This is a genomic window from Pseudomonas artemisiae, assembly GCF_057128685.1.
In genome coordinates this window covers 12311-34603 of record NZ_JBSKHS010000006.1, presented here as the reverse complement: position 1 = coordinate 34603, position 22293 = coordinate 12311, and the positions used below count along the sequence as shown (strand labels likewise).

Below are 22293 nucleotides of genomic sequence, written 5' to 3'. Positions count from 1 at the left end.
CATAACCCAAGTGGCCGGATTTCAACCGTCCTTCTCGATTTCACAGAGTAGCGGATGCTGGCTTTCCCTGGCGTATTGGTTCACCTGCATTGCCTTCGTCTCCGCGATGTCCCGTGTGTACAGCCCGCAGACCGCACGCCCTTCCGTGTGTACCGCCAGCATGACCTTGGTCGCGAGTTCGCGGTTTAGGTTGAAGAACAATTCCAGGATTTCCACCACGAAGTCCATCGGGGTGTAGTCATCGTTGAACAGCACCACCTTGTACATCGGTGGCGCCTGTAGCGCGGGCCGGGATTCTTCCACCGCCAATCCGGAAGCATCATCTTCCAGAGGGCTCGGGGTATCCGGACCAAGCCGAGCGTGGCCGGGCCGATCCTGGCCAGGCTGATCTTGCTTGAAGGTTAGACGAATGTGGTTGAGTGCGTGCATTTCGGAAGTGATCATCGTTGAGCGATTTTGAAGGTTGAGGTGAGACGTGTGTCCAGTATTGATACTCGGCCGCCGCATGACCTTGACTATCGGCAAAACGGTGTTACAAACAGTAGAACCCACATTGGGGAAGAAAGGTCCGCACAGTCAAAATAAATTTTAGGCCAGTGCGCGAACGTGGTGGATGATACTCCAGCGATGGAGTCCTTTGCAGAGGGATATGAGCATGCCGAGCGGTAAAGTCAAGTGGTTCAACAATGCCAAGGGCTATGGGTTCATCATAGAAGACGGAAAAGATGAGGATTTGTTCGCTCATTATTCCGCCATCACCATGGATGGTTACAAAACGCTCAAGGCTGGGCAACCCGTACATTTCAACATCATTCAAGGGCCCAAAGGCTTGCACGCCGTGGGCATTTCAGCCGTCACCGATAACGTCACCCAGGCAGTCAATCTTCATACGTCCGACACCGCCTCCGCCTGAAGCGCCCCCCGCTTGCCCCCACCCGCTGCCCCATCCTGGGACGGCGGGCAATAACCCAATGCCGCTGCCAATTCACCAGGCCCGGCGTTGGGCTTTTCAGAGCCCTCCTCAAAGCCTTGATGCGCACCGACGCTGGTTTGATATACTTGGCCAGGTGACCATCGGGTCATAGCGGCCAACCCCCCGCATGGGGCGCCGCGAGCAACATCTTGTAACTGCTGGGGCCGGCACCTTGGCCCGGCCGCTTGACGCTCGACTGATGCACCCAACATCACCGCGAGGCCTCTCGACTTCCGACGCCCGCCCCTGGTGGCGAACGCGTCGAAAGCGCCTACTTTGCGCACCGAGATGCCTAGCCTGCTCAGCAAAACAGAGAGTTAACCCGACATGCCCACCCGATCCAAGATCATCTATACCTTCACCGACGAAGCCCCTGCCCTCGCCACCTACTCCCTCCTGCCCATCATCGAAGCGTTCACCAAAACAGCCGATATTGCCGTCGAAACTCGCGACATCTCCCTGGCTGGCCGCATCCTGGCCGCCTTCCCGGAGCGCCTGGGCAACAAAGCCGTAGCCGATGACCTGGCCGAATTGGGCGAGTTGGCGACCACACCGCAAGCCAACATCATCAAGCTGCCCAACATCAGTGCCTCGGTACCGCAGCTCAAGGCCGCGATCAAGGAACTTCAAGCCAAGGGCTTCGACGTTCCGGACTACCCAGACACCGCAGATACCGACGAAGCCAAGGACACCCGCGGCCGCTACGACAAAATCAAGGGTAGCGCCGTAAACCCAGTGCTGCGCGAAGGCAACTCTGACCGCCGCGCGCCCTTGTCGGTCAAGAACTACGCCCGCAAGCACCCGCATAAAATGGGCGCCTGGGCCAGCGACTCCAAAGCCCATGTGGCACACATGGATGACGGTGACTTCTACGGCAGCGAGAAGGCCGCGATAATCGACGCCGATGGCGCTGTACGCATCGAGCTGGTTGGCGCGGACGGCACCACCAGCGTGCTCAAGGAGCAAACCCAGGTAAAGGCCGCCGAAATCATCGACACCGCGGTGATGAGCCGCAAGGCCCTGCGCGCATTCGTCGCAGCCCAGATCGAAGATGCCAAGGCCCAAGGGGTACTGTTCTCGGTACACCTCAAAGCCACCATGATGAAGGTCTCGGACCCGATCATGTTTGGCCAGTTCGTGGAAGAGTATTACCAGAGCGCCTTGAGCAAGCATGCCGACGCCTTGGCCGAAGCCGGCTTCAACAGCAGCAACGGTATTGGTGACCTGTATGCGCGGATCAAATCCCTGCCCGCGGACAAGCAGGCCGAGATCGAGGCGGATGTACAAGCGGTATACGCCACCCGCGCGGCAGTAGCCATGGTCAACTCCGATAAAGGTATCACCAACCTGCACGTACCAAGCGACGTGATCGTCGACGCCTCGATGCCGGCGATGATTCGTGACTCGGGCAAGATGTGGGATGCCGAAGGCAAGCTGCAAGACGCAAAGGCAGTGATTCCTGATCGTTGCTACGCCACCATCTATCAGGCAGTGATCGAAGACTGCAAGCGCAATGGCGCCTTCGACCCCACCACCATGGGCAGCGTGCCGAACGTAGGCCTGATGGCTCAGAAGGCCGAAGAATACGGCTCCCATGACAAGACCTTCCAAGTGAAGAGCGCCGGCGTGGTACGCGTTGTAGCCGCCGACGGCAAGGTGCTGATGAAGCAGCCGGTAGACGCTGGCGATATCTTCCGCATGTGCCAAACCAAGGACGCGCCGATCCGTGACTGGGTCAAGCTGGCCGTGAACCGTGCTCGCGCCAGCGGCACGCCCGCGATCTTCTGGCTGGACCAAGCCCGCGCCCACGACGCCGCGCTTATCGAAAAAGTGCAGCGCTACCTCAAGGAACACGACACCAACGGCCTGGACATCCGCGTGCTTTCGCCCGTAGAGGCCATGAAGGTTTCCCTGGAGCGTATCCGCGCCGGCCAGGACACCATTTCGGTGACCGGCAACGTACTGCGCGACTACCTGACCGACCTGTTCCCGATCATGGAGCTGGGCACCAGCGCCAAGATGCTTTCGATCGTACCGCTGATGAATGGTGGCGGCCTGTTCGAGACCGGCGCAGGCGGCTCGGCACCCAAGCACGTTCAGCAGTTCAACGAAGAAGGCTTCCTGCGCTGGGATTCGCTGGGCGAGTTCCTGGCCCTGGCTGCCTCGCTCGAGCACCTGGCAACCACTACCCAGAACAGCAAGGCGCAAGTGTTGGCCGATACCCTGGACCAAGCCACCGGCAAGTTCCTGGACACCAACAAATCGCCTTCCCGCCAAGTGGGTGGGATCGATAACCGTGGCAGCCATTACTACCTGGCAACCTACTGGGCGCAGGCCCTGGCCGCGCAAACCACCGACAGCGAGCTGCAAGCCCGCTTCAGGCCGTTGGCCGATGCCTTGACCCAAGGCGAGGCCACCATCATTGCCGAACTCAACGGCGCCCAAGGCAAGCCTGTGGACATTGGCGGTTACTACTTCGCCACTGCTCGCCTGGCCAGCCAGGCCATGCGCCCCAGCAACACCCTCAATGAAGCCATCGCTTCGCTGAAGTAAGCCCAGAAACCCCGGCCCAGGCCGGGGTTTTTCTTTCACCCTGAGTACCTTTGCATGACCTGGCACCCCCACATTACCGTCGCTACCGTGATCGAAGACGATGGCCGCTTTCTGTTCGTCGAAGAACATAAAGAGGGCCGGCTGGTCCTCAACCAGCCCGCCGGCCACTTCGAGCGTGGCGAAACCCTGCGCGAGGCCGCGCGCCGTGAAACGCTGGAGGAAACCGCCTGGGAGGTCGAGCTCACCGCCGTGGTGGGCATTTACCTCTACACCGCGCCCTCCAATGGCGTGACCTACCAGCGGGTCTGCTTCGCCGCTCGCCCACTGCGCCGCAAGGATCACCCCCTGGACCGTGACATTACCGCGACCCACTGGCTCACCCGCGAAGCACTGGCCGCCGAACCGAAACGCTGGCGCAGCGAGCTGGTGATGCGTTGCATCGACGACTATCTTGCAGGGCCGCTGCACAGCCTGGACGTGATTCGCGACTAGGGGTTTACCCCAGCGCGCCATGGGCCTGTTAGAATGCTGCGTTTTTCACCAGAACCTTTTTCAAGCCCATGCGTGAGCCTACCCCTCTCGATCCCTACAAGGATCCCCGTAACACGCGCGTGATCGTCGGCATGTCCGGCGGCGTCGACTCCTCCGTGTCCGCCCTGCTCCTGTTGCAACAAGGCTTTCAGGTCGAAGGCCTGTTCATGAAGAACTGGGAAGAAGACGACGGCACCGAATACTGCACGGCCCGGGAAGACCTGGCCGACGCGCAGGCCGTATGCGACCGCATCGGCGTCAAGCTGCACACGGCCAATTTCGCCGCTGAGTATTGGGACAACGTGTTCGAGCACTTCCTGGCCGAATACAAGGCCGGTCGCACACCCAACCCGGATATCCTCTGCAACCGGGAAATCAAGTTCAAAGCCTTCCTGGACTATGCGCTGAGCCTGGGCGCGGACCTGATCGCCACCGGCCACTATGTGCGCCGCAGGGATCAACACAGCGTGACCCAGCTGCTCAAAGGGTTAGACCCGAACAAAGACCAGAGTTACTTCCTGCACGCGGTGGGCGGGGAGCAGATCGCTCGCACCCTGTTCCCCGTAGGCGAGCTGGAAAAACCCGAAGTGCGGGCCATCGCGGACCTTCACGGGTTGGCCACCGCCAAGAAAAAGGATTCCACCGGCATCTGCTTTATCGGCGAACGCCGCTTCAGCGATTTTCTCAAGCAGTACCTGCCGGCCCAGCCCGGCGAAATCAAAACCACCGACGGCCAGGTCATCGGCCGCCACCATGGTTTGATGTATCACACCCTTGGTCAGCGCCAGGGGCTGGGTATTGGCGGCCTTCACGGCGCTGGAGAAGAGCCTTGGTACGTGCTGGCCAAGGATCTTTCCCGCAACGAGCTGATCGTTGGCCAAGGCAATAACCACCCTTGGCTGTTCGCTGAAGCCCTGCACGCCTCGCAGGTGTTCTGGGTGAACCCTGTGGACCTCTCCAACCCGCGCCGGCTCACTGCAAAAGTACGTTATCGCCAGGCCGACCAGCCTTGCACCCTCACCCTTACACCCAGCGGGTATCAAGTGACCTTCGACGAACCGCAACGGGCTGTAACCCCCGGGCAATCGGTGGTGTTCTATGACGGCGAGGTATGCCTGGGGGGCGGCGTGATCGAAGCCGCCGAACCGGTACACCTGAACCAGGCGGCCTCGGCATGAGCGACCTTCGCGATCAACTCATGGCGTTGGCCGGGGTGTTCCAGGCCGCGGTACTGGTAGATCAGATCGCCAAGACCGGCCAGATCAGCGAGGCGGCCCTGGGGGGCATGCTGGGCACGCTGCTGGTGCGCGACCCGAAGAACACCCTTGAGGTGTTCGGTGGCAGTGACGAGCAATTGCGCGAAGGCTATCGCGCCCTGGCCGCTGCCCTGGAACGCGACCCTGCCAGCTTGCAGCGCGAACCGCTGCGCTATGCGTTGTCCATGGTCACCCTGGAACGCCAGTTGGAGAAACGCCCGGCCATGCTTGAAGCCATCGGTAAGCGGCTGCCGCAGCTCCAGGCCCAGGTAGAGCACTTCGGCCCGGCTCACGAAAACGTGGTGGCGGCCAGCGGCAGCCTGTACCAAGACACCCTTAGCACCCTGCGCCAGCGTATCCAGGTGCATGGGGACATGCGCCACCTGCAACAGCCCAGCAATGCGTCGAAAATCCGCGCGCTACTGCTGGCGGGGATCCGCTGCGCGCGGCTGTGGCGCCAGTTGGGCGGCCACCGCTGGCAGCTACTGGTAAGCCGCCGCAAGCTGCTGCGAGAGTTGTACCCCATGATGCGTAGCTAAGCCAGCCTAGGGTTTTTCATGTATGATACGCGCCCTTTTCGTTGCCCGACTGCCGAGAACACCCCATGCAGCTTTCTTCGCTCACTGCGGTTTCCCCTGTTGATGGCCGCTACGCCGGCAAAACCGAGGCCCTGCGCCCCATTTTCAGCGAATACGGGCTGATCCGTTTCCGCGCCATGGTAGAAGTACGCTGGTTGCAGCGGCTGGCTGCCCACCCGCAAATTCCGGAAGTGCCGCCCTTCTCCGAAGGCGCCAACGCGCTGCTCAACGAGCTGGCCACCGGCTTTGCGCTGGAGCACGCCGAGCGCGTGAAAGAGATCGAGCGCACTACCAACCATGACGTCAAGGCCATCGAATACCTGCTCAAGGAACAGGCCGCGCGGTTGCCAGAGCTGGCCAAGGTGAGCGAGTTCATTCATTTTGCTTGCACCAGTGAAGACATCAACAACCTTTCCCACGCCCTGATGCTGCGCGAAGGCCGCGACACTGTGTTGCTGCCGCTGATGCGCCAACTGGCCGGGTCTATCCGCGAACTGGCCGTGCGCTTCGCGGACGTGCCCATGCTCTCGCGCACCCATGGGCAGCCAGCCTCCCCCACCACCCTGGGCAAGGAACTGGCTAACGTGGTTTACCGCCTGGAACGGCAGATCAGCCAGGTAGCCGCGGTGCCGCTGCTGGGCAAGATCAACGGCGCGGTCGGCAACTACAATGCCCATTTGTCCGCCTACCCGAGCGTAGATTGGGAAGCCAACGCCCGCGCCTTTATCGAGGATGAGCTAGGCCTTGAGTTCAACCCTTACACCACTCAGATCGAGCCCCACGATTACATCGCCGAATTGTTCGACGCTATTGCCCGGTTTAACACCATCCTGATCGACTTCGATCGCGATGTGTGGGGCTACATCTCCCTGGGGTACTTCAAGCAGCGCACCGTTGCCGGTGAAATCGGCTCGTCTACCATGCCGCACAAGGTCAACCCCATCGATTTCGAGAACTCCGAGGGCAACCTGGGGATCGCCAACGCACTGTTCCAACACCTGGCCAGCAAGTTGCCGGTCTCACGCTGGCAGCGGGACCTGACCGACTCGACCGTGCTGCGCAACCTGGGCGTGGGCGTTGCTCACAGCGTGATCGCCTATGAAGCCAGCCTCAAGGGCATCGGCAAGTTGGAAATCAACGCTCAGCGCATCGCCGCCGACCTGGACGCTTGCTGGGAAGTGTTGGCCGAGCCGATCCAGACCGTCATGCGCCGCTACAACATCGAGAACCCCTACGAGAAGCTCAAGGAGCTGACCCGTGGCAAGGGCATCACCGCCCAGGCCTTGAAAGAATTCATCGATGGCCTTGACATGCCAGAGGCGGCCAAGGCGGAGCTTGCCCGTCTCACCCCTGCGAGCTACATCGGTAACGCAGCCGATCAAGCCCGCCGAGTCTAACCTTACCTTCGTACAGGCGCCCGGCATTGCCGGGCGTTTCTCATTTTGTACTTCATCAAAATTCAAAGAGTTAACGATGTCTTCCGATAAACCACTTCAACTGCTCGGCGGCTTGACTGCGCAAGAATTTCTTCGTGACTACTGGCAGAAGAAGCCGCTACTGGTACGCCAGGCCTTCCCTGATTTCGAAAACCCTATCAGCCCTGACGAACTGGCCGGCCTGGCATTGGAAGAAGAAATCGAATCGCGCCTCGTGCTTGAGCATGGCGAGCACCCCTGGGAACTGCGTCGAGGCCCCTTCGCTGAAGATGCCTTCGCTCAACTGCCGCCCAAAGACTGGACCCTGCTGGTGCAAGCGGTCGACCAGTTCGTGCCGGAAGTCAGCGCGCTGCTCGAGCCCTTCCGCTTCCTGCCCACCTGGCGCATCGACGACGTAATGATCAGCTACGCGGCGCCGGGTGGCGGCGTGGGCCCGCACTTCGACCATTACGACGTGTTCCTGCTCCAAGGCCATGGCCAGCGTACCTGGCGCGTTGGGCAGATGTGCAACAGCGACAGCCCGCTGCTTGAACACGCCGATCTGCGCATCCTGGCTGAGTTCGAGCACACCCAGGAGTGGACGCTGGAGCCTGGCGACATGCTTTACCTGCCGCCCCGGCTAGCCCACTTCGGTACCGCCGTGGACGACTGCATGACCTACAGCATCGGTTTCAGGGCGCCGAGCGCCACTGAGGTACTGACGCACTTTACTGACTTCCTTAGCCAGTTCATTCCGGATGAAGAGCGCTACAGCGACCCGGACATCCAGGCGGCCAACGACCCTAACCAAATCCAGCATGATGCGCTGGCGCGGCTCAAGGGGCTATTGGCCGAGCACATGAGCGATGATCGCCTGCTGCTGACCTGGTTTGGCCAGTTTATGACCGAGCCGCGCTATGCCGAGCGCGTGGCGGGCACCGAAGTGAGCGAAGAAGAACTGCTCGATGCACTGGGCCAGGGCGCTGTTGTAGTCCGTAATCCAAGCGCGCGCATGGCCTGGTCGGAGATGGGCAGCGAACTGATGCTGTTTGCCAGTGGCCAGAGCCGCCTGCTACCGGGCAACCTGCGCGGCCTATTACAACTGGTGTGCTCGGCCGACGCCCTGCACCAGACCAACCTGGCGCCTTGGCTGGAGGATGATGAAGTGGTCACCCTGCTGTGCCAGTTGGTGATCCAGGGTAGCCTGGGCTTCGCCGATGAATGACCTGCGGATTCGTCTGGCGGACTGGCATAGGGATTACGCCCAGATCCATCGTATCCGTGAATCGGTATTCGTGGCTGAACAGGCCGTGACCCCGGAGCAGGAATGGGATTCGGAAGACGATATCGCTGTTCATTTCCTGGCCGAACAGGCCGGCTTCGCCATCGGCACCGCCCGCTTGCTGCCAGACGGCTACGTGGGGCGGCTGTCTGTTCTCAAGGACTGGCGTGGCTTACGCGTGGGTGACGCGCTGATGAAAGCGGTGATCGAGGAAGCTCAGGCGCGCGGGATCGGTGAGCTCAAGCTTACCGCCCAAGTGCATGCCACCGCGTTCTACCAGCGGTTCGCCTTCGAGGTGGTCAGCGAAGAGTTTCTGGAGGCAGGCCTGCCTCATGTGGAAATGCTCCGCCGCGCGGCCTGACGCCCATAGGCCTGGTGGGCCTGCCGGTCAGGCCACCAGGTGTAAGCAATTTACACCAGACAAGCGCCTAGGCAGGCTTTTAACGCGGGATGGGCGCGCGTCGTCAGTTTTCGTTCAAGGGCTGGTTCATACTAGGGGCTCGACCTTGCGGAGTAACCTGCCATGCCGCTGCGCCCCTATATCCTCTTCCTGCTGCTCGCCTTCACTTCCTTCGCCCATGCCGCCACCCAGGTGCTGGACCTGCATTACCGCACCAGTGACGAACTACTACCCACGCTGCGCGCCTTCCTCGGGAATCAGGGCAGTATCAGCGCGCTGGGCAACCAGTTGGTGGTGAATGCCGAACCCGGCAAGCTCGATGAGCTGGCGGCCCTCCTTGAGCGTCTGGATGCGCCTGCGCGGCGATTGTTGATCAGCGTCGATACCACCGACAGCAATCACAGCACAGGCGCGGGCGCGGGCAGTGGCCGGGTGATTCGCTACGGTACCGCCAACCGCACCGGCGGCGTGCAACAGGTACAGGCCAGTGAGGGTACCCCGGCGTTGATTCAGGTGGGCCAGAGCGTTCCGCTGACCAGCGCGCAGACCGACAGCTATGGGCGCCTACAAACCCAGACCGAGTACCGTAATGTTACCCAAGGCTTCTATGTCACCGCTAGCGTGACCGGCAGCACCGTGCATTTGGCCATCAGCACCAACAACGACCGCATGAGTCAGGAGCGGCCAGACGTGGTCAACGTGCAAAGCACGGATACCCAAGTAAGCGGCCCGCTCGGGCAATGGATCACCGTGGCTGGCATCAACAGCCAAAGCCAGTCGGAGCGAAGCGGCACTAGCCGTTATTATGGCACCCAAGGCCGGGACGATATGACCCTGCGCGTGCGGGTAGATGCGCTGCCTTAAGCGCGCCTTAACCACCGCCTGCAGGAGTGAGCGCAAGCTCGCGAACATGCGGCACGGGCAGTGCCCAATTCTTCGCCAGCTTCGCTGGCTCCTACAACAATCCTGGTTGCGTAATCAGCGCTGCCCCGCCACTTCATTGATCTAAATCCATAAGTGGAAAATCCCCCAGGCGTAAGCTCAAACCGGGACTATAGTGAGTTGTGGAAACAGCAGTTAGGGTGGTCACCTTAACATTTAGCGGCTCTCATATGAGATCAATTATCATTTGCAACTTAGTGTGTTGCTTAAATAACGAAACAGCGTTGAACGAAATGGCTTAAATGGCCGTAGGCTGGGGTCTACAGGCGTATAGTCAGCGTCTATTTAATGGATCGCAGGAATTAATTTGATCCTATAAATTTACTTGCCGCGGGTTTGCCCATAAAATCCGCCGATCCTATGGCTGCGACATTTCGTCACTGCTTTTACCTTTCTTTAGATTCAGAGCTTTGCCTCTCTGTTAAGGACTGCCAGCATGACCCCATCAACAGGACTCATCGCCCACAACTGGGGCTTTGCCATCTTCCTCCTGGGTGTCGTAGGGCTCTGTGCCTTCATGCTGGGCGTTTCGAGCCTGCTCGGTGGCAAGGCCTGGGGCCGCAGCAAGAACGATCCCTTCGAGTCTGGGATGCTGCCCGTGGGCACTGCCCGGCTGCGCCTCTCCGCAAAATTCTATCTGGTCGCGATGCTGTTCGTGATTTTCGATATCGAGGCCCTCTTTTTGTTCGCCTGGTCTGTGTCCGTCCGTGAAAGCGGCTGGGCAGGCTTTGCCGAAGCGCTCATTTTCATAGCAATTCTGTTGGCAGGTCTTGTTTACCTTTGGCGAGTGGGGGCTCTCGATTGGGCGCCTGAAGGTCGTCGGAAGCGGCAAGCGAAGCTGAAACAATGAGGCTTTGGCAATGCAATACAATCTCACCAAGATCGACCCGGATGCTCCTCAGGATCCGGAACAGCGTTATCCCCTTGGCAAACAGGGCATCGTTGACGACAAGATGCTCGAAGACCAAGTGCATCGCAGCGTCTTCATGGGCAAGCTCGAGGACGTTCTAAGCGGTGCGGTCAACTGGGGCCGCAAAAATTCCTTGTGGCCTTACAACTTCGGCCTTTCCTGCTGCTACGTGGAAATGACCACCGCGTTCACCGCGCCCCACGACATCGCCCGCTTTGGCGCGGAAGTGATCCGGGCATCGCCGCGTCAGGCGGACTTCATGGTGATCGCCGGTACCCCCTTCATCAAGATGGCGCCGATCATTCAGCGCCTGTACGAGCAGATGCTCGAACCGAAGTGGGTCATTTCCATGGGCGCCTGTGCCAATTCCGGTGGGATGTACGACATCTACTCGGTGGTACAGGGCGTGGACAAATTCCTCCCCGTGGACGTTTACGTGCCTGGCTGCCCGCCTCGCCCTGAAGCGTTCCTGCAAGGCTTGATGCTGTTGCAGGAATCGATCGGTAAGGAACGGCGGCCGCTGTCCTGGGTGGTGGGCGATCAAGGCGTTTACCGCGCCGAGATGCCGTCCCAGAAAGACCTGCGTCGCGAACAGCGCATCCAGGTCACCAACCTGCGCAGCCCAGACGAAGTGTGACCCAGGGCGCGCCTACCTGGCGAACGGGTGGGCGCGCGGCTGGGGCTCATCCTTTACGTTGACCGAAAGCGAAAGCGACCGACACCATGACAACAGCGGACACCGCTCTGTATATCCCGCCTTACAAGGCTGACGACCAGGATGTGGTCGTCGAACTGAACAACCGCTTCGGCCCTGATAGCTTTACCGCGCAGCACACGCGCACCGGCATGCCCGTGCTCTGGGTACCGCGCGCGCAAATCAAGGAGGTGCTGAGTTTCCTGCGCGGCGTACCCAAGCCCTATTCGATGCTCTACGACCTGCACGGCGTGGACGAACGCCTGCGCACCCAGCGCCGCAGCCTGCCAGAGTCGGACTTCACCGTTTTCTACCATTTGATGTCCGTCGAGCGTAACAGCGACGTGATGCTTAAGGTGGCGTTGAGCGAAGGCGACCTGAACCTGCCCAGCATCACCGGCCTGTGGCCCAACGCCAACTGGTATGAACGTGAAGTGTGGGACATGTTGGGGATTAGCTTCAGCGGGCACCCGAACCTTGGCCGTATCCTCATGCCGCCTACCTGGGAAGGCCACCCGCTGCGCAAGGACTACCCTGCTCGGGCCACCGAGTTCGACCCCTACAGCCTGACCCTGGCCAAACAAGCCATCGAGGAAGAAGCCGCGCGCTTCCGCCCCGAAGACTGGGGCATGAAGCGTGGCACCGCCAACGAGGACTTCATGTTCCTCAACCTGGGCCCTAACCACCCTTCGGCTCACGGTGCGTTCCGTATCATTCTGCAGCTGGACGGCGAAGAGATCGTCGACTGCGTGCCCGACATCGGCTACCACCACCGTGGCGCAGAGAAAATGGCCGAGCGCCAGTCCTGGCATAGTTTTATCCCCTACACCGACCGTATCGACTACCTCGGTGGGGTTATGAACAACTTGCCCTACGTGCTGGCGGTGGAAAAACTCGCCGGCATCACGGTGCCGGACCGGGTCAACACCATTCGCATCATGATGGCCGAGTTCTTCCGCATCACCAGCCACCTGCTGTTCCTGGGTACCTACATCCAGGACGTGGGCGCCATGACCCCGGTGTTCTTCACCTTCACCGACCGCCAGCGCGCCTACACCGTGATCGAAGCGGTCACTGGTTTCCGCCTGCACCCGGCCTGGTACCGGATCGGCGGCGTGGCCCACGACTTGCCGCGTGGCTGGGAAAAACTGGTCAAGGACTTCCTCGACTGGATGCCAAAGCGCCTGGACGAGTACACCAAGGCCGCCTTGCAGAACAGCATTCTCAAAGGGCGTACCGTGGGCGTGGCGGCGTACAACACCCGTGAAGCCTTGGAGTGGGGCGTAACCGGGGCGGGCCTTCGTTCCACCGGCTGCGACTTCGACCTGCGCAAGGCGCGGCCGTATTCGGGTTACGAGAACTTTGAATTCGAAGTGCCCTTGGCCCATAACGGGGACGCCTACGACCGCTGCATGGTGCGCGTGGAAGAAATGCGCCAGAGCCTGCGCATCATCGACCAGTGCATGCGCAACATGCCGGCCGGCCCGTACAAGGCGGATCACCCGCTGACCACGCCGCCGCCGAAGGAGCGCACGCTGCAACATATCGAAACCCTGATCACTCACTTCCTGCAAGTGTCGTGGGGCCCGGTGATGCCGGCCAACGAATCCTTCCAGATGATCGAAGCGACCAAGGGCATCAACAGTTATTACCTGACGAGCGACGGCGGCACCATGAGCTACCGCACCCGTATCCGTACCCCTAGCTACCCGCACTTGCAGCAGATCCCTTCGGTGATCCGCGGCAGCATGGTCGCCGACCTGATTGCGTACCTGGGCAGTATCGACTTCGTCATGGCCGATGTGGACCGCTAAGCATGAACACTACGCTGATCCAAACTGATCGTTTTGCCTTGAGCGAAACCGAGCGTTCGGCCATCGAGCACGAACTGCACCATTACGAAGACCCGCGCGCGGCGTCCATCGAGGCGCTGAAGATCGTCCAGAAGGAGCGTGGTTGGGTACCAGACGGCGCGCTTTACGCCATTGGCGAGATCCTGGGCATTCCCGCCAGCGACGTAGAGGGTGTGGCAACGTTCTACAGCCAGATTTTCCGCCAGCCTGTAGGCCGCCACATCATTCGCGTGTGCGACAGCATGGTCTGCTACATCGGCGGCCACGAGTCAGTGGTCGCCAAGCTGCGGCAAACCTTGGGCATAGGCCTGGGGCAAACCACCGAGGACGGGCGCTTCACCCTGCTGCCGGTGTGCTGCCTGGGCAACTGCGACAAGGCCCCTGCCTTGATGATCGACGACGATACCTTTGGCGACGTTAACCCCGACGGCGTCAGCGCCTTGCTGGAGGCCTACGTATGACCCTCACCTCGTTCGGCCCTGCCAACCGTATTGCCCGCGCCCCTGAAACTCACCCGCTCACCTGGCGCCTGCGCGACGACGCAGAGCCTGTGTGGCTCGACGAGTATCAGCGCAAGGACGGCTACACCGCTGCCCGTAAGGCCCTGGCGCAGATGGCGCAAGACGATATCGTGCAAACCGTGAAGGACGCCGGCCTCAAGGGCCGTGGTGGCGCAGGCTTCCCCACCGGGGTGAAATGGGGCCTGATGCCAAAAGATGAATCCATGAACATCCGTTACCTGTTGTGTAACGCCGATGAAATGGAACCCAATACCTGGAAAGACCGCATGCTCATGGAGCAGCAGCCACACTTGCTAATCGAAGGCATGCTGATCAGCGCTCGGGCGTTGAAAGCCTACCGTGGCTATATCTTCCTGCGTGGCGAATACACTACCGCAGCCAAGCACCTGAACCGCGCCGTGGAAGAAGCCAAGGCCGCTGGCCTGCTGGGCAAGAATATCCTGGGCAGCGGTTTTGATTTCGAGCTGTTTGTGCATACCGGTGCCGGGCGTTATATCTGCGGTGAAGAAACCGCGTTGATCAACTCCCTGGAAGGCCGCCGCGCCAATCCCCGTTCGAAGCCGCCCTTCCCCGCCGCGGTGGGTGTATGGGGCAAGCCTACCTGTGTGAACAATGTCGAAACCCTGTGCAACGTGCCTGCCATCGTGGCCAACGGCGTGGACTGGTACAAAGGCCTGGCGCGTGAAGGCAGCGAAGACCATGGCACCAAGCTGATGGGCTTCTCGGGCAAGGTGAAAAACCCTGGCCTGTGGGAACTGCCCTTCGGCGTAACCGCTCGTGAGCTATTCGAGGATTACGCTGGCGGCATGCGCGACGGCTTTACCCTCAAGTGCTGGCAACCTGGCGGGGCCGGCACCGGCTTCCTGCTGCCGGAACACTTGGAAGCGCAAATGTACGCCGGCGGCATCGCCAAGGTCGGTACCCGTATGGGTACAGGCCTGGCCATGGCGGTGGACCACACCGTGAACATGGTCTCGCTGCTGCGCAATATGGAAGAGTTCTTCGCCCGTGAATCCTGTGGCTTCTGCACCCCTTGCCGAGATGGCCTGCCGTGGTCGGTCAAGCTGCTGCGCGCCCTGGAAAATGGCCAAGGCAGCCAGGGAGATATCGAAACCCTGTTGGGCCTGGTGGGCTTCCTCGGCCCAGGCAAGACCTTCTGTGCGCATGCGCCGGGCGCCGTAGAACCGCTGGGCAGCGCGATCAAGTATTTCCGGGAAGAGTTCGAAGCTGGCATCGCCCCCCTGGGAGCGGCGAGCCCTGCTCCGGGCTTTGGCCAGCCACGGCCAGTCCCTGCTGGAGCCTGATTGATGCGAGGGCGGCGACCCGCCCCTGCCTCGGGGTTCCGGCACCAGGCACAGAACAAGATTTCCATTAGCCAAGCCCGGGCAACCGGGCCAACGAAGACCTCTGAACCATGGCCACTATCCACGTAGACGGCAAAGCGCTCGAAGTCGATGGCGCAGACAACCTGCTACAGGCGTGTCTGTCCCTCGGCCTCGACATCCCTTATTTCTGCTGGCACCCGGCGCTGGGCAGCGTCGGCGCCTGCCGCCAATGCGCGGTAAAGCAGTACAACGACGAAAACGACAAGCGTGGACGCTTGGTCATGTCCTGCATGACCCCGGCGACCGACAACAGCTGGATCTCCATCGACGACGAAGAGGCGAAGCTGTTCCGCGCCAGCGTGGTCGAGTGGCTGATGACCAACCATCCGCATGACTGCCCGGTGTGCGAAGAAGGCGGCCATTGCCACCTGCAAGACATGACGGTGATGACCGGCCACAACGAGCGCCGTTATCGCTTCACCAAGCGTACCCACCAGAATCAGGACCTCGGCCCGTTCATTGCCCATGAGATGAACCGCTGCATCGCCTGCTATCGTTGCGTGCGCTTCTACAAGGACTACGCCGGCGGTACCGACCTGGGCGTATTCGGCGCCCACGACAATGTGTATTTCGGCCGCGTCGAAGACGGCGTGCTGGAGAGCGAGTTCTCCGGCAACCTGACCGAAGTCTGCCCCACCGGGGTGTTCACCGACAAAACCCACTCCGAGCGCTACAACCGCAAGTGGGACATGCAGTTCGCGCCGAGCATTTGCCATGGCTGCTCCAGCGGCTGCAACATCAGCCCCGGCGAGCGCTACGGCGAACTGCGCCGTATCGAGAATCGCTTCAACGGCTCGGTGAACCAGTATTTCCTCTGCGACCGCGGCCGTTTCGGCTACGGCTACGTGAACCGCAAGGACCGCCCCAAGCACCCGATGCTGGGTCAGAACCGCGCCATGCTGAGCGTGGATGCGGCCTTGGACCAGGCCGCGCAGCTGCTGCGTGGCCGTACCATCGTGGGCATCGGCTCGCCCCGGGCCAGCCTTGAAAGCAACTACGCGCTGCGTGAGCTGGTAGGCAGCGAGTGGTACTACACCGGTATTGAAGCCGGTGAGTGGGCCCGTATCCGCCTGGCGCTGGACGTACTCAATAACAGCCCGCTGCCCATCCCTACCCTGCGTGACATCGAAGACCATGACGCCGTGTTCGTGCTGGGTGAAGACCTGACCCAGACCGCCGCGCGCATGGCCTTGTCGCTGCGCCAGTCGGTCAAGGGCAAGGCCGAAGCCATGGCCGAAGCCATGCGGGTACAGCCGTGGCTGGACGCGGCGGTGAAGAACATCGGGCAACATGAAATGTACCCGCTGTTTATCGCCAGCCTGACCGACACTCGCCTGGACGACGTGGCCGAGGAATGCGTGCACGCCGCCCCTGAAGACCTGGCTCGCCTGGGTTTCGCCGTGGCTCACGCCATCGACGCCAGCGCCCCTGCGGTCACCGGCCTGGATGAAGAAACCCAGGGCTTGGTGCAGCGCATCGCCGATGCCTTGGTCGAGGCCAAGCGGCCACTGGTGGTGTCCGGCACGTCCCTGGGCTGCAACGCGCTGATCGAAGCCGCCGCCAACATCGCCAAGGCCCTGGCCCTGCGCGCCAAGGCCGGTTCGCTGAGCCTGATCGTGCCCGAGGCCAACAGCCTGGGCCTGGCCATGCTCGGCGGCGGTTCTCTGGATGCCGCGCTGGATGCGGTGATCGAAGGCCGCGCCGACGCTATCGTGGTGCTGGAAAACGACCTGTATACCCGTTTGCCGAAAGCCAAGGTGGATGCCGCCCTGGCCGCGGCCAAGGTATTGATCGTCGCCGACCATCAACACACTGCCACCACCGAACGCGCTGATTTGATTCTGCCGGCGGCCAGCTTCGCCGAAGGCGATGGCACGCTGGTGAGCCAGGAAGGCCGCGCCCAGCGCTTCTTCCAAGTGTTCGACCCGCACTACCTTGACCCGCAGAACTTCACCCATGAAGGCTGGCGCTGGCTGCACGCCCTGCGCGCGACCCTGCTCGAACGCAAGGTGGACTGGACCCAACTGGACCAGGTTACCGCTGCCTGCGCCGCAAGCACCGCGCAACTGACGGGTATCGTTGAAGCCGCCCCCTCGGCGGCCTTCCGCATCAAGGGTCAGAAAATGGCTCGCGAACCACTGCGTTATTCAGGGCGTACTTCCATGCGCGCCAACATCAGCGTACATGAGCCGCGCACCAGCCAGGACGTGGACAGCCCCTTCGCCTTCTCCATGGAAGGCTATTCGGGCAGCAAAGAGCCCCGCCAACAGGTGCCATTCGCGTGGTCCCCAGGCTGGAACTCACCCCAAGCGTGGAACAAATTCCAAGACGAAGTAGGCGGTCACTTGCGCGCGGGCGACCCTGGCGTGCGCCTGATCGAGCCCCGTGGCGACAGCTTGGGCTGGTTCACCGGCATCCCCGCGGCCTTCGCCCCGGCCCAGGGTACTTGGACGGCGGTGCCCTACTACCACCTGTTCGGTAGTGAAGAAACCTCGTCCAAGGCCGCACCGGTACACACTCGCATCCCCGCGCCTTATGTGGCCTTGGCCAAAGCCGAGGCTGACCGCCTGGGCGTCAACGATGGCGCGCTACTGAGCGTAAGCCTTGGCGGCGTTGAGCTGCGCTTGCCGTTACGGGTCGATGAACAACTGGCCGCTGGCCTGGTGGCACTGCCCAAGGGGCTGGCGGGCATTCCTCCAGCCTTTGGTGGGCAGGCCGTGGAACGCTTGCAGGAGGCCGCGCTATGACTTGGTTCACCCCTGAAGTGATCGACGTGATCGTGTCGGTGGTCAAGTCCATCGTCATCCTGCTGGCCGTGGTGGTGTGCGGCGCGCTACTCAGTTTCGTCGAGCGGCGTCTGCTGGGTTGGTGGCAGGACCGGTACGGCCCCAACCGCGTGGGCCCGTTCGGCATGTTCCAGATCGCAGCCGACATGCTGAAGATGTTCTTCAAGGAAGACTGGAACCCACCTTTCGTGGACCGGGTGATCTTTACCCTGGCGCCGGTGGTGGCCATGAGCGCCCTGCTGATCGCCTTCTCGGTCATCCCGATCACCCCTACCTGGGGTGTGGCGGATCTGAACATCGGCGTGCTGTTCTTCTTCGCCATGGCGGGGTTGTCGGTGTACGCGGTGCTATTCGCCGGCTGGTCCAGCAACAACAAGTACGCGTTGCTCGGTAGCCTGCGGGCGTCTGCCCAGACCGTGTCTTACGAGGTGTTCATGGGCCTGGCGCTGATGGGCATCATCGTGCAGGCCGGCTCGTTCAACATGCGCGATATTGTTGAGTACCAGGCCCAGCACCTGTGGTTCATCATTCCGCAGTTCTTCGGCTTCTGTACCTTCTTTATCGCCGGCGTAGCGGTGACCCATCGTCATCCCTTCGACCAGCCCGAAGCGGAACAGGAACTGGCCGACGGTTACCACATCGAGTATGCCGGCATGAAATGGGGCATGTTCTTCGTGGGCGAGTACATCGGCATTGTGCTGATTTCCGCGCTGCTGGTGACCCTGTTCTTTGGCGGCTGGCATGGCCCGTTCGATATCTTGCCGCAAGTACCGTTCCTGTGGTTCGCCCTCAAGACCGCCTTCTTCATCATGCTGTTCATCTTGCTGCGGGCCTCGATCCCACGGCCGCGTTATGACCAGGTGATGGACTTCAGCTGGAAGTTCTGCCTCCCGCTGACCCTGATCAATTTGCTGGTAACCGCCGCCATCGTGTTGTTGAACACGCCGGCGGGTGCTTGAGGAACGCGTGATGTTCAAATATATCGGCCATATCGCCCATGGCACCTATACCCAGTTGCGCAGCCTGATCATGGTGTTCGGTCATGGCTTCCGCAAGCGTGACACCCTCCAGTACCCGGAAGAGCCGGTGTACCTGACGCCGCGCTTCCGCGGCCGCATCGTACTCACCCGGGACCCTGACGGCGAAGAGCGCTGCGTGGCCTGCAACCTGTGCGCGGTCGCTTGCCCAGTGGGCTGCATCTCCTTGCAAAAAGCTGAAACCGACGACGGTCGCTGGTACCCGGAGTTCTTCCGGATCAACTTCTCGCGTTGCATCTTCTGCGGCCTGTGCGAGGAAGCCTGCCCCACTACGGCGATCCAGCTCACGCCGGATTTCGAGATGGCGGACTACAAGCGTCAGGACCTGGTGTACGAGAAGCATGACCTGCTGATCTCGGGCCCCGGCAAGAACCCGGACTACAACTTCTATCGCGTTGCAGGCATGGCGGTCGCCGGCAAGCCCAAGGGCGCCGCGCAGAACGAAGCCGAGCCGATCAACGTGAAGAGCCTGCTGCCCTAAGGAACAACAATGGAATTCGCGTTCTATTTCGCCTCTGGCGTCGCGGTGCTGGCAACCCTCCGGGTTATCACCGGCACCAACCCGGTCCATGCCCTGCTGTACCTGATCATCTCGTTGATCGCCGTGGCCATGACCTTCTTCGCCCTGGGAGCGCCCTTCGCGGGCATTCTGGAGGTCATCGCCTACGCCGGTGCCATTATGGTGCTGTTCGTGTTCGTGGTGATGATGCTCAACCTGGGCACCGAGTCGTCCCATCAGGAGCGGGAATGGTTCAAGCCGGGCATTTGGGCTGGCCCCATGTTGCTCGCCGCCCTGCTGCTGCTGGAGCTGATGTACGTGCTGTTCTCTGGCCCTGGCGACATTCCTGTCGGCCACACCAGCATCGGCCCCAAGGCCGTGGGTATCAGCCTGTTCGGCCCGTACCTGCTGGCGGTGGAGCTGGCGTCGATGCTGTTGCTGGCAGCGGCCATCACGGCCTTCCATATTGGCCGCAACGAGGCGAAGGAGTAACCCATGCCTGCCATTCCTCTAGAACACGGCTTGGCCGTCGCGGGCGTGCTGTTCGTGCTCGGCCTGGTGGGCCTGTTGGTTCGCCGCAACATTCTTTTCGTGCTGATGAGCCTGGAAATCATGATGAACGCCTCGGCCTTGGCGTTCGTGGTGGCCGGCAGCCGTTGGGCGCAACCGGATGGGCAGATCATGTTCATTCTGGTGATCACCCTGGCTGCCGCGGAGGCCAGCATTGGCCTGGCGATTCTGATCCAGTTGTATCGCCGCTTCCATACGCTCGATATCGACGCTGCCAGTGAGATGCGCGGATGAACCTACTCTTTCTGACTTTCGTCTTTCCCCTATTGGGGTACTTTCTGCTGTCGTTCTCGCGGGGCCGCCTTTCAGAGAATACCTCGGCGCTGATCGGTGTGGGCTCCATCGGGCTGGCGGCCCTGGTGGCGGCCTTCGCCATCTGGCAGTTCAACGTCGCGCCGCCCGCGGGTGGGGTGTTCACCCAGGTACTCTGGACCTGGATGTCAGTGGATGGCTTTACCCCAAGCTTCACCCTGTACCTGGACGGCCTGTCGGTCACCATGTTGGGTGTGGTCGTGGGTGTGGGCTTCTTGATTCACCTGTTCGCCAGTTGGTACATGCGGGGTGAAGAGGGCTACTCGCGCTTCTTCTCCTACACCAACCTGTTTATTGCCAGCATGTTGTTCCTGATCCTGGGTGACAACCTGCTGTTCATTTACTTTGGTTGGGAAGGCGTGGGGCTGTGCAGCTACCTGCTGATCGGCTTCTACTACGGCAATCGCAACAACGGTAACGCCGCACTCAAGGCCTTTATCGTTACCCGTATCGGTGACGTGTTCATGGCCATTGGCATGTTCATCCTGTTCCACCAACTGGGCACGTTGAACGTGCAAGAGTTGCTGGTACGCGCGCCGGAGCATTTCAAGGTAGGTGATTTCTGGATTGTGCTGGCGACCCTGATGCTGCTCGGTGGCGCGGTGGGTAAATCGGCCCAGTTGCCGTTGCAAACCTGGCTGGCTGACGCCATGGCCGGCCCCACTCCGGTATCGGCATTGATCCACGCCGCTACCATGGTGACCGCGGGCGTTTACCTGATTGCCCGTACCCACGGCCTGTTCACCCTGGCGCCGGACATCCTGCACCTGGTGGGCATCGTCGGTGGCGTGACCCTGGTGCTGGCAGGCTTCGCGGCCCTGGTGCAAACAGACATCAAGCGCATTCTGGCCTACTCCACCATGAGCCAGATCGGCTATATGTTTCTGGCCCTGGGCGTGGGCGCGTGGGACGGCGCGATCTTCCACCTGATGACTCACGCCTTCTTCAAGGCGCTGCTGTTCCTGGCATCGGGGGCAGTGATCGTGGCCTGCCATCACGAACAGAACATCTTCAAGATGGGCGGTTTGTGGAAGAAGCTACCGCTGGCCTATGCCAGCTTCATCGTGGGCGGCGCGGCGCTGTCAGCCTTGCCGATTCTCACCGCCGGCTTCTACTCCAAGGATGAGATCCTCTGGGAAGCCTTCGCCAGTGGTCATACCGGCTTGCTGTACGCAGGCCTGGCAGGGGCCTTCATGACCTCGCTGTACACCTTCCGCTTGATCTTCATTGCCTTCCACGGCGAAGCCAAGACCGAAGCTCATGCAGGCCACGGCATTGCCCATTGGCTGCCCTTGGGTGTGCTGCTGGTGCTGTCCACCTTCATCGGCGCCTGGATTCATCCACCGCTGGCTGGTGTACTGCCAGAAAGCGCGGGCCATGCGGGTGGCGAAGCCAAGCACAGCCTGGAAATCGCCTCCAGCGCCATCGCCTTGGCGGGCATTTTGCTGTCGGCGCTGTTGTTCCTGGGCAAGCGTCGGGTCGCGACCGCGATCGCCAACAGTGGCCCAGGGCGGTTGCTGTCGGCCTGGTGGTATGCGGCCTGGGGCTTTGACTGGATCTATGACAAGCTCTTCGTCAAACCTTATCTGTGGATCAGCCATATGCTGCGCAAGGATCCGATGGATCGCGGCATCGGCCTGGTGCCTCGGCTGGTGAAAGGCGGCAACACCGTCATGAGCCGGACCGAGAACGGCCAGCTGCGCTGGTATGCCGCATCCATTGCTTTCGGCGCCGTACTGGTGCTGGGCGCTGTGATAATGGCTGCCTGATCATGAACCTTGCGAATTTGCGAAAGG

The 22293-nt window shown here is 61.3% G+C and carries 21 protein-coding genes; 20 read left to right on the top strand and 1 reads right to left on the bottom strand.

Going from position 1 to position 22293, the window contains the following annotated elements; all coding sequences use genetic code 11:
- Window positions 1–21 precede the first annotated feature (21 nt).
- Window positions 22–429 (bottom strand): ATP-dependent Clp protease adapter ClpS, encoded by a 408-nt coding sequence (gene clpS, locus ACWKV4_RS09180; RefSeq protein ID WP_483831925.1) that lies wholly within the window; start codon window positions 427–429, stop codon window positions 22–24.
- Window positions 430–649: 220 nt separating this feature from the next.
- Here clpS and cspD point away from each other — a divergent pair, with 220 nt between their 5' ends.
- From cspD to nuoL, 20 genes are all read left to right on the top strand, one after another.
- The gene (gene cspD, locus ACWKV4_RS09175; RefSeq protein WP_483831766.1) at window positions 650–913 is read left to right on the top strand and encodes a cold shock domain-containing protein CspD; all 264 of its coding nucleotides are present in this window, start codon (window positions 650–652) and stop codon (window positions 911–913) included.
- A gap of 387 nt (window positions 914–1300) precedes the next feature.
- The gene (locus ACWKV4_RS09170) at window positions 1301–3526 is read left to right on the top strand and encodes an NADP-dependent isocitrate dehydrogenase (RefSeq protein ID WP_483831765.1); all 2226 of its coding nucleotides are present in this window, start codon (window positions 1301–1303) and stop codon (window positions 3524–3526) included.
- Window positions 3527–3580: 54 nt separating this feature from the next.
- Window positions 3581–4018: an NUDIX hydrolase gene (locus ACWKV4_RS09165; protein ID WP_483831764.1), complete on the top strand. Its 438-nt coding sequence runs from the start codon at window positions 3581–3583 to the stop codon at window positions 4016–4018.
- A 68-nt stretch (window positions 4019–4086) separates the two neighbouring features.
- Window positions 4087–5235, top strand: a complete 1149-nt coding sequence (gene mnmA / locus ACWKV4_RS09160) for a tRNA 2-thiouridine(34) synthase MnmA (protein ID WP_483831763.1) — start codon at window positions 4087–4089, stop codon at window positions 5233–5235.
- Window positions 5232–5852 carry a high frequency lysogenization protein HflD gene (gene hflD, locus ACWKV4_RS09155; RefSeq protein WP_483831762.1) on the top strand — a complete coding sequence of 207 codons (621 nt, stop codon included), beginning with the start codon at window positions 5232–5234 and terminating at the stop codon, window positions 5850–5852. The genes mnmA and hflD overlap by 4 nt, the downstream gene beginning before the upstream one ends.
- Before the next feature lie 65 nt (window positions 5853–5917).
- The gene (gene purB / locus ACWKV4_RS09150; protein WP_483831761.1) at window positions 5918–7288 is read left to right on the top strand and encodes an adenylosuccinate lyase; all 1371 of its coding nucleotides are present in this window, start codon (window positions 5918–5920) and stop codon (window positions 7286–7288) included.
- A 76-nt stretch (window positions 7289–7364) separates the two neighbouring features.
- The gene (locus ACWKV4_RS09145) at window positions 7365–8531 is read left to right on the top strand and encodes a ribosomal protein uL16 3-hydroxylase (protein ID WP_483831760.1); all 1167 of its coding nucleotides are present in this window, start codon (window positions 7365–7367) and stop codon (window positions 8529–8531) included.
- Window positions 8524–8949 carry a GNAT family N-acetyltransferase gene (locus ACWKV4_RS09140; protein WP_483831759.1) on the top strand — a complete coding sequence of 142 codons (426 nt, stop codon included), beginning with the start codon at window positions 8524–8526 and terminating at the stop codon, window positions 8947–8949. Before ACWKV4_RS09145 ends, ACWKV4_RS09140 begins: the two co-directional genes overlap by 8 nt.
- A 162-nt stretch (window positions 8950–9111) precedes the next feature.
- Window positions 9112–9852, top strand: a complete 741-nt coding sequence (locus ACWKV4_RS09135) for a secretin N-terminal domain-containing protein (protein WP_483831758.1) — start codon at window positions 9112–9114, stop codon at window positions 9850–9852.
- Between the two features lie 514 nt (window positions 9853–10366).
- A complete protein-coding gene (locus ACWKV4_RS09130; protein WP_483831757.1) occupies window positions 10367–10780 on the top strand; it encodes an NADH-quinone oxidoreductase subunit A in 414 nt (137 codons plus the stop codon).
- 10 nt (window positions 10781–10790) lie between these two features.
- Complete coding sequence (locus tag ACWKV4_RS09125; protein WP_040263806.1) at window positions 10791–11477, top strand: NADH-quinone oxidoreductase subunit B; 687 nt, start codon at window positions 10791–10793, stop codon at window positions 11475–11477.
- Between the two features lie 86 nt (window positions 11478–11563).
- Window positions 11564–13348 (top strand): NADH-quinone oxidoreductase subunit C/D, encoded by a 1785-nt coding sequence (gene nuoC / locus ACWKV4_RS09120; RefSeq protein ID WP_483831756.1) that lies wholly within the window; start codon window positions 11564–11566, stop codon window positions 13346–13348.
- Between the two features lie 2 nt (window positions 13349–13350).
- On the top strand, window positions 13351–13848 hold the full coding sequence (nuoE, locus tag ACWKV4_RS09115; RefSeq protein ID WP_483831755.1) for an NADH-quinone oxidoreductase subunit NuoE: 498 nt from the start codon (window positions 13351–13353) through the stop codon (window positions 13846–13848).
- Entirely contained in the window at window positions 13845–15212 is a 1368-nt protein-coding gene (gene nuoF, locus ACWKV4_RS09110) for an NADH-quinone oxidoreductase subunit NuoF (protein WP_483831754.1), read from the top strand. Before nuoE ends, nuoF begins: the two co-directional genes overlap by 4 nt.
- Window positions 15213–15322: 110 nt before the next feature.
- Window positions 15323–18040, top strand: coding sequence for an NADH-quinone oxidoreductase subunit NuoG (gene nuoG, locus ACWKV4_RS09105; RefSeq protein ID WP_483831753.1), 2718 nt, complete (start codon window positions 15323–15325; stop codon window positions 18038–18040).
- Window positions 18037–19038 carry an NADH-quinone oxidoreductase subunit NuoH gene (nuoH, locus tag ACWKV4_RS09100; protein WP_483831752.1) on the top strand — a complete coding sequence of 334 codons (1002 nt, stop codon included), beginning with the start codon at window positions 18037–18039 and terminating at the stop codon, window positions 19036–19038. Before nuoG ends, nuoH begins: the two co-directional genes overlap by 4 nt.
- 10 nt (window positions 19039–19048) lie before the next feature.
- Window positions 19049–19597 (top strand): NADH-quinone oxidoreductase subunit NuoI, encoded by a 549-nt coding sequence (gene nuoI / locus ACWKV4_RS09095; protein WP_483831751.1) that lies wholly within the window; start codon window positions 19049–19051, stop codon window positions 19595–19597.
- Window positions 19598–19606: 9 nt separating this feature from the next.
- Window positions 19607–20107, top strand: coding sequence for an NADH-quinone oxidoreductase subunit J (gene nuoJ / locus ACWKV4_RS09090; RefSeq protein WP_483831750.1), 501 nt, complete (start codon window positions 19607–19609; stop codon window positions 20105–20107).
- 3 nt (window positions 20108–20110) lie between these two features.
- Entirely contained in the window at window positions 20111–20419 is a 309-nt protein-coding gene (gene nuoK / locus ACWKV4_RS09085; RefSeq protein ID WP_483831749.1) for an NADH-quinone oxidoreductase subunit NuoK, read from the top strand.
- Window positions 20416–22266: an NADH-quinone oxidoreductase subunit L gene (nuoL, locus tag ACWKV4_RS09080; RefSeq protein ID WP_483831748.1), complete on the top strand. Its 1851-nt coding sequence runs from the start codon at window positions 20416–20418 to the stop codon at window positions 22264–22266. Before nuoK ends, nuoL begins: the two co-directional genes overlap by 4 nt.
- The last annotated feature ends 27 nt before the right edge of the window (window positions 22267–22293 follow it).

Bases quoted from the DNA above. Each gene is read 5' to 3' on its own strand.
- clpS (WP_483831925.1), bottom strand. From the start codon at position 429: ATGCACGCACTCAACCACATTCGTCTAACCTTCAAGCAAGATCAGCCT.
- cspD (WP_483831766.1), top strand. From the start codon at position 650: ATGAGCATGCCGAGCGGTAAAGTCAAGTGGTTCAACAATGCCAAGGGC.
- ACWKV4_RS09170 (WP_483831765.1), top strand. From the start codon at position 1,301: ATGCCCACCCGATCCAAGATCATCTATACCTTCACCGACGAAGCCCCT.
- ACWKV4_RS09165 (WP_483831764.1), top strand. From the start codon at position 3,581: ATGACCTGGCACCCCCACATTACCGTCGCTACCGTGATCGAAGACGAT.
- mnmA (WP_483831763.1), top strand. From the start codon at position 4,087: ATGCGTGAGCCTACCCCTCTCGATCCCTACAAGGATCCCCGTAACACG.
- hflD (WP_483831762.1), top strand. From the start codon at position 5,232: ATGAGCGACCTTCGCGATCAACTCATGGCGTTGGCCGGGGTGTTCCAG.
- purB (WP_483831761.1), top strand. From the start codon at position 5,918: ATGCAGCTTTCTTCGCTCACTGCGGTTTCCCCTGTTGATGGCCGCTAC.
- ACWKV4_RS09145 (WP_483831760.1), top strand. From the start codon at position 7,365: ATGTCTTCCGATAAACCACTTCAACTGCTCGGCGGCTTGACTGCGCAA.
- ACWKV4_RS09140 (WP_483831759.1), top strand. From the start codon at position 8,524: ATGAATGACCTGCGGATTCGTCTGGCGGACTGGCATAGGGATTACGCC.
- ACWKV4_RS09135 (WP_483831758.1), top strand. From the start codon at position 9,112: ATGCCGCTGCGCCCCTATATCCTCTTCCTGCTGCTCGCCTTCACTTCC.
- ACWKV4_RS09130 (WP_483831757.1), top strand. From the start codon at position 10,367: ATGACCCCATCAACAGGACTCATCGCCCACAACTGGGGCTTTGCCATC.
- ACWKV4_RS09125 (WP_040263806.1), top strand. From the start codon at position 10,791: ATGCAATACAATCTCACCAAGATCGACCCGGATGCTCCTCAGGATCCG.
- nuoC (WP_483831756.1), top strand. From the start codon at position 11,564: ATGACAACAGCGGACACCGCTCTGTATATCCCGCCTTACAAGGCTGAC.
- nuoE (WP_483831755.1), top strand. From the start codon at position 13,351: ATGAACACTACGCTGATCCAAACTGATCGTTTTGCCTTGAGCGAAACC.
- nuoF (WP_483831754.1), top strand. From the start codon at position 13,845: ATGACCCTCACCTCGTTCGGCCCTGCCAACCGTATTGCCCGCGCCCCT.
- nuoG (WP_483831753.1), top strand. From the start codon at position 15,323: ATGGCCACTATCCACGTAGACGGCAAAGCGCTCGAAGTCGATGGCGCA.
- nuoH (WP_483831752.1), top strand. From the start codon at position 18,037: ATGACTTGGTTCACCCCTGAAGTGATCGACGTGATCGTGTCGGTGGTC.
- nuoI (WP_483831751.1), top strand. From the start codon at position 19,049: ATGTTCAAATATATCGGCCATATCGCCCATGGCACCTATACCCAGTTG.
- nuoJ (WP_483831750.1), top strand. From the start codon at position 19,607: ATGGAATTCGCGTTCTATTTCGCCTCTGGCGTCGCGGTGCTGGCAACC.
- nuoK (WP_483831749.1), top strand. From the start codon at position 20,111: ATGCCTGCCATTCCTCTAGAACACGGCTTGGCCGTCGCGGGCGTGCTG.
- nuoL (WP_483831748.1), top strand. From the start codon at position 20,416: ATGAACCTACTCTTTCTGACTTTCGTCTTTCCCCTATTGGGGTACTTT.